Annotated in this window: 13 protein-coding genes; 12 read left to right on the forward strand and 1 reads right to left on the reverse strand. The window is 68.7% G+C overall.

The genetic code is table 11. From position 1 onward, the window contains the following. Positions 1–4 precede the first annotated feature (4 nt). From VNJ48_RS20185 to VNJ48_RS20210, 6 genes are all read left to right on the forward strand, one after another. On the forward strand, positions 5–1,507 hold the full coding sequence (locus VNJ48_RS20185; RefSeq protein WP_325605484.1) for a hypothetical protein: 1,503 nt from the start codon (positions 5–7) through the stop codon (positions 1,505–1,507). Between the two features lie 142 nt (positions 1,508–1,649). Further along, positions 1,650–2,423 carry a helix-turn-helix transcriptional regulator gene (locus VNJ48_RS20190; protein ID WP_325605486.1) on the forward strand — a complete coding sequence of 258 codons (774 nt, stop codon included), beginning with the start codon at positions 1,650–1,652 and terminating at the stop codon, positions 2,421–2,423. Positions 2,424–2,433: 10 nt separating this feature from the next. After that, entirely contained in the window at positions 2,434–2,784 is a 351-nt protein-coding gene (locus tag VNJ48_RS20195) for a UBP-type zinc finger domain-containing protein (protein WP_325605488.1), read from the forward strand. 180 nt (positions 2,785–2,964) lie between these two features. Further along, positions 2,965–5,847 carry an aconitate hydratase gene (locus tag VNJ48_RS20200; RefSeq protein WP_325605490.1) on the forward strand — a complete coding sequence of 961 codons (2,883 nt, stop codon included), beginning with the start codon at positions 2,965–2,967 and terminating at the stop codon, positions 5,845–5,847. 116 nt (positions 5,848–5,963) lie between these two features. Then, on the forward strand, positions 5,964–6,695 hold the full coding sequence (locus VNJ48_RS20205; RefSeq protein WP_325605492.1) for a sulfite exporter TauE/SafE family protein: 732 nt from the start codon (positions 5,964–5,966) through the stop codon (positions 6,693–6,695). Positions 6,696–6,717: 22 nt separating this feature from the next. After that, positions 6,718–7,458, forward strand: a complete 741-nt coding sequence (locus VNJ48_RS20210; RefSeq protein WP_325605494.1) for a DUF3105 domain-containing protein — start codon at positions 6,718–6,720, stop codon at positions 7,456–7,458. 5 nt (positions 7,459–7,463) lie between these two features. Here the strand turns inward: VNJ48_RS20210 and VNJ48_RS20215 are convergent, their stop codons facing one another. Then, complete coding sequence (locus VNJ48_RS20215) at positions 7,464–8,300, reverse strand: alpha/beta hydrolase (protein ID WP_325605496.1); 837 nt, start codon at positions 8,298–8,300, stop codon at positions 7,464–7,466. 121 nt (positions 8,301–8,421) lie between these two features. Between VNJ48_RS20215 and VNJ48_RS20220 the strand changes: the two genes are divergently transcribed. The 6 genes from VNJ48_RS20220 to VNJ48_RS20245 all read left to right on the forward strand — a co-directional run bounded on the left by VNJ48_RS20220 (position 8,422) and on the right by VNJ48_RS20245 (position 12,534). Next, on the forward strand, positions 8,422–8,727 hold the full coding sequence (locus VNJ48_RS20220; RefSeq protein ID WP_325605498.1) for an MTH1187 family thiamine-binding protein: 306 nt from the start codon (positions 8,422–8,424) through the stop codon (positions 8,725–8,727). Continuing rightward, a complete protein-coding gene (locus VNJ48_RS20225; protein WP_325605499.1) occupies positions 8,717–9,121 on the forward strand; it encodes a YjbQ family protein in 405 nt (134 codons plus the stop codon). Before VNJ48_RS20220 ends, VNJ48_RS20225 begins: the two co-directional genes overlap by 11 nt. A 52-nt stretch (positions 9,122–9,173) precedes the next feature. Next, a complete protein-coding gene (locus tag VNJ48_RS20230) occupies positions 9,174–9,800 on the forward strand; it encodes a GNAT family N-acetyltransferase (RefSeq protein WP_325605501.1) in 627 nt (208 codons plus the stop codon). A gap of 67 nt (positions 9,801–9,867) precedes the next feature. Further along, positions 9,868–10,200, forward strand: coding sequence for a hypothetical protein (locus tag VNJ48_RS20235; protein WP_325605503.1), 333 nt, complete (start codon positions 9,868–9,870; stop codon positions 10,198–10,200). A 121-nt stretch (positions 10,201–10,321) separates the two neighbouring features. After that, positions 10,322–11,617 carry an NUDIX domain-containing protein gene (locus tag VNJ48_RS20240; protein WP_325605505.1) on the forward strand — a complete coding sequence of 432 codons (1,296 nt, stop codon included), beginning with the start codon at positions 10,322–10,324 and terminating at the stop codon, positions 11,615–11,617. Further along, positions 11,614–12,534: an SMP-30/gluconolactonase/LRE family protein gene (locus VNJ48_RS20245; protein WP_325605507.1), complete on the forward strand. Its 921-nt coding sequence runs from the start codon at positions 11,614–11,616 to the stop codon at positions 12,532–12,534. The genes VNJ48_RS20240 and VNJ48_RS20245 overlap by 4 nt, the downstream gene beginning before the upstream one ends. The last annotated feature ends 2 nt before the right edge of the window (positions 12,535–12,536 follow it).

Raw genomic sequence — 12,536 nt, forward strand, 5'->3', positions numbered from 1 at the left:
CTGCGTGCGCCTGATGTCGTCTGTCCTCGGCTTCCTGCTGAGGAAGGCGGGTCTGCTGGTTGCCTTGGTGCTGTCGCTGTTCCTCGGCTACCTGCTCATCCAGGCCTTGGTGCCAGCTCTCCGTGAAGCCGTGGCAGACCGGGATCGACTGCAACAGGTGGCTGAGGAACGAGCAGCTCTGGAGGAGGACCTCGAGCAGCTGAGGAGTGCCGCCGCGGAAGAGCAGCTCAAGGCGGTCGCGTCACTCGAGGGCAAGATCGACGCTGAGATCGAGGACGGGCGCCGCAACGTCACCGAGAGGAAGGCGGAGATCGAGCGCCTGCGTGACGACCAGCAAGAAATCTGCAGCTTCAGACAAGAGGTCATCGACTTCCTGACACCCTTCGAGAAGTGCAAGGCCGCTGAGATGTTGGTTGAGAAGGCGGGCGAAACGCTGGACACCATCGAACGGAACCTCGGCCGGGCTGAGGACGACGCCGCTGTCCTTGCCGACCCCGACCTGACCCCTCAGCAGAAGCTCGACCGGCTCGGCGAAGGTGGCGACCAGTCCCTCGTCGAGAGAGAGATCGACAACAAGGAGTCGGAGCTGGGCCAGAAGAAGGCCGAGGAGAAGAGCCTGGAGGAGGCCCAGGCCTCCGGAGTGGGATGGGTGGTCAACCAGTGGGCCCAGTCCTGGAAGTGGTTGGCTGCCATCGCGCTACTCGTTCTCGTCCTACCCGGAGCCCTGCGCATCGTCAGCTACTTCCTGCTGATGCCGGTGGTCAGTCGGGTGCACAAGCCCATCCACCTGGCGGCGGGCTCTGAGAACGAGGCTGCTGACCTCCGTACCGCCGCTGCTCAGCGGACCCTGACGATCCAGCTCAGCGCCGGTGAGGTCTTGTCCGCGCGGTCGGAACATGTTCGTCCGGTGCAAGGGACGATCCGCAGCCGACTTCTCTACGACTGGTCGTCGCCGTTCATCAGCTACGCGGCCGGGCTCTACGGATTGAGTCGGATCACCGGCGACGAGGGGATCACCTCGGTGACGCTGTCAACGCCCGCCGACCCCGACTCGTACCTGATGCGCATCGACTTCACGGACCACCCAGGCCTGGTGATGCGTCCCAGGCACGTCGTGGGTGTCATCGGCATGCCGGGGTTGGAGACGCGCTGGCGGTGGGGCATCCAATCCTTCGCAACGTGGCAGGTGCGCTACATCATGTTCACCGGCAGCGGCAGCTTGATCGTTCAGGGCAGCGGCGATGTCGTCGCTACCAGCCCCCAAGGCAGGTCCACGAGGATGGACCAGAACCTGGTGATGGGGTTCGACTCCCGCCTGACCGTGGGAGTCAATCGCACCGAGGTGTTCTGGCCGTACCTGTGGGGCACAACGCCGCTTGTCGACGACGAGTTCACGGGCCCCCACCCGCTCTTCTGGCAGAAGTCCGATGCCGGCGGGCCCAGCAACCCGATCGCGAAGGCGTTCGGCGCGATGTTCTCGGGGCTCGGCAAGCTGCTGGGGTTCTGAGCCGTCCTGGCAGTTCCGTCGCCGCTCGCCTGATCTGTGTCGCTTGGACCTGAGTCTCGGGAGGACTCAGGTCCAAGCATCGATGTCGGTGCCTCCCGCTCTGATGGTGTCAGGACGAGGACGGGGCGCTGGGGGAGACGAGATGGACACGGACGAGGGACACGCAGAGAGACCAGACGAGGCACACGCGCAGCCGACAGAGCCGATGAATGGCGAGCAGGCGCGGGTGGGGGCGCGGGTGACCGCGTCCGCGGATCATGAGCAGGTCTCAGGACTGATCCGACGCGTACGCCGCATGGCAAAGCTCTCGCAACGTCAGCTCGCACATGAGCTGGGCGTCTCGCAATCGGCCGTTGCCAAGTGGGAGACGGGGCGCACGAGTCCCACGGCTCGCATGTTGGTCAGCATCCTGCGCGTGGTCGACCTGGCGGTGGCCGCCGTGCGGGCAGAGACCGTGCACGGCACCGGGGAGGCGGTCATGCCGATGGCGTCGGTAGCGGCCCGGGACGCAGGCGGCCGCCGATATCCGGCTCACACGTTCGTGTGGGCCGAGGGGTGGTGGGCGCCAGAGGGCTCAGAGACGACGGCATGGTTCGACCAGTTCCGCTGGCGATCCGAAGTCCTGGAGCTGCCGAGGGTGCGATACAGCCGGCGCTGGCAGCTGGGTCGTCGGCTGACGACCCACGACATCCACGAGCACCCGACGTGGGACGAGCTCGTGGCCGAGGCCAGGCAGAGCTGGGCGCCGCAGCGCCGCAACATCCTGTCGATCCCCGAGTGGGCCCTGCAGGACACCAAGAAGTCACGCAACCGGCGTCCCGAGGAGTTCCGCGCTCTGGCCCGCGTGGTCAGTGTCGCGCGAGCCAGTCCTGTCGGTCGTGCGCACACTCTCGTGCCAGCGCCCGCACGTGAGTAGCGTCGCGGCCATGACACACCACAACGGCATCGAGGCAGGGGTCCCGCCCAGTGGGTCGGAGTGTGTGGAGTGCGACGCGGCCGGCGGCTGGTGGGTGCACCTGAGACGCTGCGCGCAGTGCGGCCACGTGGGGTGCTGTGAATCCTCGCCGGCCCAGCATTCGACCGCGCACTTCCACGAAACCGGGCACCCGGCCGTCCAGTCCTTCGAGCCTGGCGAGTCCTGGTTCTGGGACTACCAGAAGCAGAAGGGCATCCTCGGCCCGGAGCTGGCTCCACCGAGCTCGCATCCCGACGACCAGCCCGTCCCCGGTCCAGCGGGTCGCGTCCCCGACGACTGGCGCGAACACATCCACGAGTGAGGCATGACAAGTCTCTCGCTGTCATGTATCTTGACATCAAGACAAACGTCTCACGTAGGGACTGACTTAGGTACGCCTTGCTCTCACCGGTCGCCCGGCGCGGGGCAAGATGGGTACGCACGGGCTCAGGCAGATCGAAATCCAGAAGAGATCCACCAGACAACTCAGGAGATGTGGCGGATGGCCAGTCAAGACAGCTTCGGCGCCAAGAGCACCCTCGATGTGGACGGCACGTCCTACGAGATCTTCCGACTCGATGCGGTCGAGGGCGACGGGATCGACGTCGCCTCCCTGCCCTTCAGCCTGAAGGTGCTCCTCGAGAACCTGCTCCGCACCGAGGACGGCGCGGACATCACCTCGGACGACATCCGGGCGCTGGCCGGGTGGGACGAGACGGCGGATCCCGACAAGGAGATCCAGTTCACCCCCGCTCGGGTGATCATGCAGGACTTCACCGGCGTTCCCTGTGTCGTCGACCTGGCGACGATGCGCGAAGCCATGGCCGAGCTCGGCGGCGACGCGACGAAGATCAACCCGCTCGCGCCGGCCGAGATGGTCATCGACCACTCCGTCATCGCTGACGTCTTCGGCACGCCGGAGGCCTTCGAGCGCAACGTCGAGATCGAGTACGAGCGCAACCGCGAGCGCTACCAGTTCCTGCGCTGGGGCCAGGGTGCCTTCGACGACTTCAAGGTCGTCCCGCCCGGCACCGGCATCGTCCACCAGGTCAACATCGAGCACCTCGCGCGCACCGTCTTCACCCGCGAGGTCGATGGCGAGCTGCAGGCCTACCCCGACACCTGTGTCGGCACGGACTCCCACACGACCATGGTCAACGGCATCGGTGTGGTCGGCTGGGGAGTGGGCGGCATCGAGGCGGAGGCCGCGATGCTCGGTCAGCCCGTCAGCATGCTCATCCCGCGCGTCGTCGGGTTCAAGCTGAACGGCGACCTGCCCGAGGGCGCCACCGCCACCGACCTGGTGCTCACCATCACCGAGATGCTGCGCAAGCACGGTGTCGTCGGCAAGTTCGTCGAGTTCTACGGCCCCGGTGTGTCAGCTCTGCCGTTGGCCAACCGCGCCACCATCGGCAACATGAGCCCGGAGTTCGGCTCGACCATCGCCGTCTTCCCGATCGACGAGCAGACCATCGACTACCTGCGCCTGACCGGCCGTCCCGCCGAGCAGCTGGCGCTCGTCGAGGCCTATGCCAAGGAGCAGGGTCTCTGGCACGACCCCGACGCTGAGCCGCGCTACTCCGAGCGCCTCGAGCTCGACGTCTCGACGGTCGTCCCCAGCCTGGCCGGCCCGAAGCGTCCTCAGGACCGCGTGTCGCTGTCCGAGGCGAAGCAGGCCTTCCGCACCGCACTGGCCGACTACGTCTCCGACGGTGCCACCGGTGGGGACGACCGCAAGCCGGGCGTTCCCCAGCAGGAGCAGCCGAAGGGCGTGAGGTCGGAGGTCGACGAGGCCTCGGCCGAGTCCTTCCCCTCGAGCGACGCGCCTGCGTCGAACACCGGCGACAGCGAGGAGGGCGGCAACGGCGGGGGCGAGCCCAACGACTGGCACGACGAAAAGTCCGCAGCCCGCGACGGTCGACCCCGCAACCCCGTCACCGTGACCCTCGAGGACGGCACCGAGTTCGAGGTGGATCACGGCGCCGTGGCGATTGCCGCGATCACCTCGTGCACCAATACCTCCAACCCGTCGGTGATGATCGGCGCAGCCCTGCTTGCCAAGAAGGCCGTGGAGAAGGGCCTGCAGCGCAAGCCGTGGGTCAAGACCACGTTGGCTCCCGGTTCCAAGGTGGTCTCCGACTACTACGAGAAGTCCGGCCTCACGCCGTACCTCGACAAGCTGGGCTTCAACCTCGTCGGCTATGGGTGCACGACGTGCATCGGCAACTCGGGCCCCCTGATCCCGGAGGTCAGCCAAGCCGTCAACGACGCGGACCTCGCGGTCGTCTCGGTGCTGTCCGGCAACCGCAACTTCGAGGGTCGCATCAACCCCGACGTGAAGATGAACTACCTCGCCTCACCGCCCCTCGTGGTGGCCTACGCACTGGCCGGTTCCATGGACGTCGACCTGTTCAACGACCCGCTGGGCCAGGACCAGGACGGCAACGACGTCTTCATGCGCGACATCTGGCCCAGCGCGCAGGAGGTGGAGGAGGTCGTCGCCGCCGCGATCAACTCCGACATGTTCGACGAGAGCTACCGGGACGTCTTCGCCGGCGACGAGACGTGGCGCTCGCTGCCGACCCCGGAGGGCGACACCTTCGCCTGGGACGAGGACTCGACCTACGTCCGGCGTCCTCCCTACTTCGACGGCATGCCCGACGAGCCCACCCCGGTGACAGACATCGAGGGCGCCCGGGTGCTGCTGAAGCTGGGAGACTCGGTCACCACCGACCACATCAGCCCCGCCGGTGCGATCAAGAAGGACAGCCCGGCCGGTCGCTACCTCGCCGAGCGCGGCGTCGGGCACCGTGACTTCAACTCCTACGGCTCACGCCGCGGCAACCACGAGGTCATGATCCGCGGCACCTTCGCCAACATCCGCCTGCGCAACCAGCTGGCCCCCGGCACCGAGGGTGGCGTGACGCGCGACTTCACGGCCGGCGGTGAGGTCACGAGCGTGTTCGAGGCCTCCGAGCACTACCTGGACGCTGGCACGCCGCTCGTCGTCCTGGCGGGCAAGGAGTACGGCTCCGGCTCGTCGCGGGACTGGGCGGCCAAGGGCACCTCGCTGCTCGGTGTCAAGGCGGTCATCGCCGAGTCCTACGAGCGCATCCACCGCTCCAACCTCATCGGCATGGGCGTGATCCCGCTGCAGTTCCCGCAAGGGCAGACCGCGGAGTCGCTGGGCCTGACGGGTGAGGAGGAGTTCGCGATCACCGGCATCACCGAGCTCAACGACGGCACCACGCCCCGGACCGTCAAGGTCAAGGCCGGCGACACGGAGTTCGACGCGGTCGTCCGCATCGACACCCCGGGTGAGGCCAACTACTACCGGCACGGCGGGATCATGCAGTACGTCCTGCGCAACCTGCTCAAGGCCTGAGCCGTGCGCGAGCTCGGTCGGGACTTCCTGGACCGCGCGCAGGCGGCCGTCGGTGACGACGGCCGCCTGCCGCTCGGCCGGCCCGCGGCAGAGGTGCGGGCCACGCTCGCTGCTCGTTGATCGCCGGCGTCCCGCTCTGGGCGGTCGTCCTGATCGCGGCCATCGTTGCGGTGGGGGCCTTCGTGCAGGCCACCATCGGCCTCGGCCTGGGCCTGTTGGGCGCACCGTTGATCGCGCTCATCGAGCCCTCGCTCGTGCCGACCCTGCTGCTGATCCTCGCCGTCCCGGTGTCCAGTGGGGTGTTGTGGGTCGAGCGACACCACATCGACTGGCGGGTGATCGCCTGGGCCCTTCCAGCCCGTGTCCCGGGCACGTTCATCGGCGTCTGGCTGACCACGGCCTTCTCCGACCGGGGCTTGGGCATCGTCGTGGGACTCATGGTGCTCGGGGCGGTCTGGCTCACCTTCCATACCGTCGAGGTCCGACAGACGCCGCTGACCCTCATGGGTGCCGGGCTCGCGGCGGGGACCGCAGGCACCGCGGCCGCGATCGGCGGGCCGCCCATGGCGATCGTGATGGCTCACCGTCCGCCGCGCGAGGTCCGCGGGACGCTGTCGGTGTTCTTCGTCATCGGCTCGGTGATGAGCGTCGTGCTGTTCTGGGTCGAGGGCGAGCTGCCCCGTGCCTCCGTCGCACTCAGCGTCACCTACCTGCCGCTCGTGGCTCTGGCGTTCTGGGCGGGACACCACGCCCACACCCGGATCCCGCGCGAGGCCTTCCGTCGCGCCGTGCTGCTGCTCTGTGCCGGGTCGGCCACCGTGTTGCTGGTGAAGTCGCTGCTCGGCTGAGGGCCGCCGGTAGCCTGACGCGGTGACCTCGACCGACCCGCCCTACGAGCCCTACCGGCACCCGCCCGAGGGTCGACCCGACGTTGATGAGGACCGTCGCTCCGGGCCCACCATCGAGCAGTTGGTCACGCCGGTCGACGGCCATGACGGCCATGACGGCCATGACGGCCATGACGGCGGCGACGGCGGCGAGTCGAAGCTCGTGCTGGTCCTCTCCGCGCTCCTGTCGGCCGTCGTCCTCGGTGGAGCGCTCGCGGCGCCGCTGGTCGCGAAGGTGGCCGGCTACGCCGAAGAGCCGGTCGACCTGTCGGGGGTCCAGACCTACGACATCACCGATCGAAACCACTCCGTCGACGACCTCGGCTACCCGCAGATGCCGCCCGCTGGCGGGGCGCACGCGCCGGTCTGGCTGGAGTGCGGCGTCTACGACGAGCCGGTCCGTGAGGAGAACGCGGTCCACGACCTCGAGCACGGCACCGTCTGGATCACCTACGACCCCGCGCTGCCGGAGCGCGAGGTCGACGCGCTCGCGGAGCAGCTGCCGGACAACGGGATCATGTCGCCGTACGAGGGTCTGCCCAGTGCCGTCATGGTGACCGTCTGGGGGGCCCAGCTGGCCCTGGAGCGCGCTGGCGACCCGCGCCTGGCCCTTTTCGTCGAGGAGTACGGCGACGGGCACACCGCGCCGGAGTTCGGTGCCTCGTGCCACGGCGGGACCCCAGACCCGACCGGCGCTGTGACCGAGCCGGGTCTGGGTGCCTGAGACTCTCAGCGCCCGAGGAAGTCGATCAGTGCACGGTTGAACTCCGCGGCGTGGCTGACGTTGAAGCCGTGGGGAGCGCCCTCGACCACGACCAGCTCGGAGTGCGGAAGGGCCTCGTGGGTCCGCTTGCCGGACCCCTCGAAGGGCACCGTGGCGTCACCGTCGCCATGGATCACCAGGGTTGGAACCGTGATCTTGGGCAGGTCGTCGCGGAAGTCGGTCGTGGCGAAGGCCTCCATGCACCCCAGTGCGGCCGTCTGGTCACTCTGGTGGCTCAGCACGATGGCCTCCTGACGCTGCTCCTCGGTGACCTTGACCTCGCCGTCGACCGAGAAGAAGGCGTTCATGAACCCGTCGAAGAACGTCGTGCGGTCGGACTCGAGCTCCTTGGTCTTCGCGGCTGCAGCGTCCTCGGTGAGGGGACCGTCCGGGTTGTCCTCGCTCTTCATGAGGTACGGCGGCACGGCTGCTGCGAAGACGACAGAGCGCAGCCGGTCCTCACCGTGCTTGGCGACGTATCTCGCCACCTCCCCGCCACCCATGGAGAAGCCGACCAGCGTGACGTCGGTGAGGTCGAGCTCGCTCAGCACGCTGTCGAGATCGTCGGCCAACGTGTCGTAGTCGTAGCCCTTGGAAGGCTTGTCGCTGCGACCGAAGCCACGCCGGTCGTAGGCCACGACCCGATATCCGGCGTCCCGGAGTGCAGCGGTCTGCTCGCTCCACGACTCGGCCGAGAGCGGCCAACCGTGGATCAGCACGACCGGGCGACCGGTGCCGCCGGTGTCGTCCACGTGCACCTTGGTCTTGCTGAGCAGTCCGGAGCTTGCGGTGACCTCGACCACGATGGTTCCTCTCGTCCGGGCGCTCGTCGGTGGAACGCCTTCCGTGGCCACGGTAGCCAGCGCCCGAGCGAGGTGTTCCACCCCGACAGGTGGGCGGCACCCAGGTCGCTACGGTGGTCCCATGCTCGTTGCCATCTCGATCTCGCCCATGTCCAGCGACCCGTCCGGGTCGGTCACCGAGGCTGTCGCGGCCGCCGTCCGGGTGGTGCGCGAGTCCGGCCTGCCGCACGAGACGAACGCGATGTTCACCAACATCGAGGGGGACTGGGACGAGGTGATGGCGGTGGTCAAGCGCGCCGTCGACGTCGTCGCCGCGGTCTCGCCGCGGGTCGGACTGGTCCTCAAGGCCGACATCCGCCCCGGCTACGACGGACAGCTGGCCGCCAAGGTGGAACGGATCGAGGAGGCCCTCGCCGGTGGAGAGTGAGGTTCGCTCCTACTGCACCGGCGACACGGAGGCCGTCCTCGACCTGACCGGCGACGTGGCGTCGTTCGTGGCGGGTCGCGGTGACGGTTTGGTGCATGTGTTCGTGCCCCACGCGACGGCCGGACTGGCCATCCTCGAGACCGGGGCAGGCTCCGACGACGACCTGCTCGCGGCCCTCGGCGACCTGCTGCCGGCAGACGGCCGCTGGCGACACCGCCACGGCTCGCCGGGGCACGGCCGCTCCCACGTCATGCCGGCCATCGTTGCGCCGTACGCCTCCGTGCCCGTCCTGGACGGTCGGCTCGCGCTCGGCACCTGGCAGAGCATCTGCCTGGTGGACCTCAACGTCGACAACGCGGATCGGGACGTGCGGTTCTCGTTCCTGCAGGGCTGATCAACGTCGCGTGGCGCGGCCGCGCCGGATCTGCCGTCGATAATCTGTGCCCGTGAACCAATCCCGCCTGGACAGCCAACCCGAAGTCCGCCCCGCGACGCCCGACGACCACGTCGGCATCGACCGGGTGATCCGGGATGCCTTCGGTGCCGAGGACCCGAGCGAGGGCGGGAAGGTCGCCACGCTGTGGCCGGACGTCCACGCGAGCGGGCACGTGCTGGCCGAATCGGTGGTCGTCCGTGACGGCCGGGTGGTGGGCCACGTGGGCGTGAGCCGGTGCTGGATCGACGCGCGTCGCTCGCTGGTGGACGCGGCGGTGCTCAGCCCGTTGAGCACGGCACCGGACTACCAAGGACAAGGCATCGGCACTGCACTCGTCGCGGCAGCCGTGGCAGCGGCCGGGACCTTAGGCGGCCCGGCACTCTTCCTCGAGGGGAGCCCGGCGTTCTACGGCAGTCGCGGCTTCGTCCGATCGAGCAAGCACGGCCTCGAGGCGCCCTCGCCGCGCGCTCCCGATGCGGCCTTCCAGGTGGTTCTGTTCGATGCGTTCGAGGAGTGGATGCGGGGGCGAGTGGTCTACCCCGAGGTCTGGTGGCGACACGACGCAGTTGGGCTGCGTGACCCGGACCTGGCCTTCCTCGAGGACTTGTTCGCCCGGACGTTCCCGCCCATAGATTGACTCGAACGTATGTTCGATCCAGACTGGTCGAATGAGGCCTGTCGCACCGCCCGGTTGGCCTCGCGAGGTGCGTCCTCCGGACACCCCGGACTGGGAGGCGACGGCGGCCGGCTGGCTGCTCGACCTGTGCCCGGCCGAATACCGGCGCTACACCGGGCTGCGCCGACACGTCGTCGTCCTGGCCCGGTTTGCGGTCCTGCACGTCGAGGCGCAGCAGGCCGCGTGCCGCCGCGGGCTGAGCCAGATCCGCGCCGACCTCAAGGACGTGGCGACCCTCGAGGTCATCGACGCCGCGGTCCAGACTTTCCAGCTGGACGAGGCCCGTCTGATGGCGACGCGCCGGTCCGTAGGACTGGTCGAGGATGCCCTGCGCGGACGGCGCTACGTCGCTCGACTGTGAGCCCTTGGCTGCCGCGTCATGGCCGCTCCTTGGACCTGAGTCTTCTCGAGACTCAGGTCCAAGGATTCAGTTTGGTGCGGCGGGCGCGCCGGCCCTGGACCGCGATCGCTAGGGTCGCCCAGTGAATGATTTCTCGGCTGTTGCCGTCGTCGATGACCGCGGCTGGATCCTGATGCAGGAGCGCGACGAGCACGCGCCGGTCGATCCCAACCTCTGGGGCCTGCCGGGCGGCGGGCTCGAGGTCGGCGAGGACTACCTTACGGCCGCGGTCCGCGAGCTCGCGGAGGAGACGGGCCTCAAGGTCGGGCCGGAGGAGCTCACCAGTCTGGGCCTCACCCGGTTCTTCTGCGAGCCGTGCGGCACCGAGGACGAGTTCGAGCTCTTCGCGGTCGTCCTCGACGTGACCGACGCCGACGTGACGTGTGGTGAGGGGCGCCAGATGGTCTTCGTCGACCCGGCCACCTTCGGCGACCTCGGCCTGAACAACGCCTCTAGGCTGGCCCTCCCTCTCGTGCGCGCCTGGCACCGTCTTCGGGACGGCATCGTGCCGCTCTTCGTCAACGTCGCGATCGCCGACGCCACGGGCCGGTTGCTCATGCAGGAACGAGACGAGCACGCTCCCCACTCGCCGAACGCCTGGAGCCTGCCCGGCGGGGCGATCGAGGACGACGAGACGGCGTACGCCGCAGCGGTCCGCGAGCTCGAGGAGGAGACGGGTCTCACCGGGATCGCGCTGTCCGAGGTGGCCACGACGCGTGGCTTCTACCCCGCGATCGGCTGGTACGAATTCGTCACCTTCGGCGCCCTCACCGACCTCGGTGACCACGACGTGAAGTGCCACGAGGGCCGCCAGATGACGTTCCGGGAGCCGGCGGAGATCTCGGCGCTCGACCTGACGACCTCTACTGCCCGGGTGCTGCCGACGGTGCTCAGGCGGGCGCCGTACGCCGAGGCGCACGGGGTCCGCAACGAAGGTCAACGCTGCTTCGCCGGCATCATCCTCGTCGACCCTCGCGGCCGGATCCTGCTGCAGGAGCGCGACGAGCACGCACCGATCGATCCCGAGACGTGGGGACTGGCCGGGGGACACGTCGACCCGGGGGAGAGCTTCGAAGCTGCGGCCTACCGCGAGCTGGAGGAGGAGACGGGCATCCGCCTCGAGCCCGGCGACCTGGACCTCTTCGGCGAGTTCATGGTCGACCACCGCGAGGCCTACGGGACCTGGGACCGGATGCAGGTCTTCGTTGCGGCGACCACCCTCACCGACGCCGAGATCGAGTGCCACGAGGGCCGCCAGATCATCTTCGTGGACCCGACGCATGCCAGAGAGCTTCCCCTGAGCCATGCTGCGACGGACATCGTGCCGGCCTTCCTCGACGCTGCCGCCCATCCCCGACTCGCAGGAGCAACCAGATGACCTTCACCGTCCACCCGGTCCCCGGCCACGGCGCCGAGGACGTCGTCGTCGCCCCCGACGGCAGCGTGTTCACCGGCACCGATGACGGCGCCATCGTCCGGCTCTCCCCGGACGGTCGTCGCATCGATCGCGTGGCGCACACCGGCGGTCGGCCACTCGGTCTGGAGCTCTTCGACAACGGCGACCTGCTGGTCTGCGACGCCCTCGCCGGCCTGCTCGTCGTGCACAGCTACGACGGTTCGGTCGAGACGCTGCTGACCGACGTCGACGGGGTCAGGATGAGGTTCTGCAACAACGCCGCCATCGCCGGCGACGGCACCATCTGGTTCAGCGACTCCTCCCTGCACTTCGGGGTCGACCAGTGGAAGGACGACTTCGTCCAGAACACCCGCACCGGCCGGCTCCTGCGCCGTGACCCCGACGGCACGGTCACTTCTGTGATCGAGGGCCTCGCGTTCGCCAACGGGGTCGCGCTCAGCGCAGACGAGCAGTTCGTCGCCGTCGCGGAGACGGGCGCCCGGACCGTGGTCCGCAGGTGGCTCGCCGGACCGCGCGCAGGAGAGCGTGACTTCCTGGTCCGCGACCTGCCCGGCTATCCCGACAACATCGCCCGGGGCACCGACGGACTGATCTGGGTCACGATCGCGTCTCCGAAGGACCCCCTCGTCGAGCGCCTCCAGACCGCCCCGATGGCCGTCCGCAAGGCCGTGACGCGCATCCCCGAGGCGCTGCAGCCCAAGCCGAAGGAGACCATCCGGGTCCAGGCGTACGACGACACGGGTGTCCTGGTGCACGACCTCGACCTGTCAGAGACGGGCTACCACATGGTCACCGGGGTTCGCGAGCACGACGGTCGGGTGTGGATGGGCAGCCTGCACGAACCGGCGATAGCGGTCTACGACTTGCCCATGAAATAGAC

It is taken from the genome of Nocardioides sp. (assembly GCF_035576065.1).
GTDB lineage: Bacteria > Actinomycetota > Actinomycetes > Propionibacteriales > Nocardioidaceae > Nocardioides.

What these genes read in the sequence shown, in the direction of transcription:
- VNJ48_RS20190 (WP_325605486.1), top strand. Translation starts at nt 1,650, where the DNA reads ATGGACACGGACGAGGGACACGCAGAGAGACCAGACGAGGCACACGCG.
- VNJ48_RS20195 (WP_325605488.1), top strand. Translation starts at nt 2,434, where the DNA reads ATGACACACCACAACGGCATCGAGGCAGGGGTCCCGCCCAGTGGGTCG.
- VNJ48_RS20200 (WP_325605490.1), top strand. Translation starts at nt 2,965, where the DNA reads ATGGCCAGTCAAGACAGCTTCGGCGCCAAGAGCACCCTCGATGTGGAC.
- VNJ48_RS20220 (WP_325605498.1), top strand. Translation starts at nt 8,422, where the DNA reads ATGCTCGTTGCCATCTCGATCTCGCCCATGTCCAGCGACCCGTCCGGG.
- VNJ48_RS20245 (WP_325605507.1), top strand. Translation starts at nt 11,614, where the DNA reads ATGACCTTCACCGTCCACCCGGTCCCCGGCCACGGCGCCGAGGACGTC.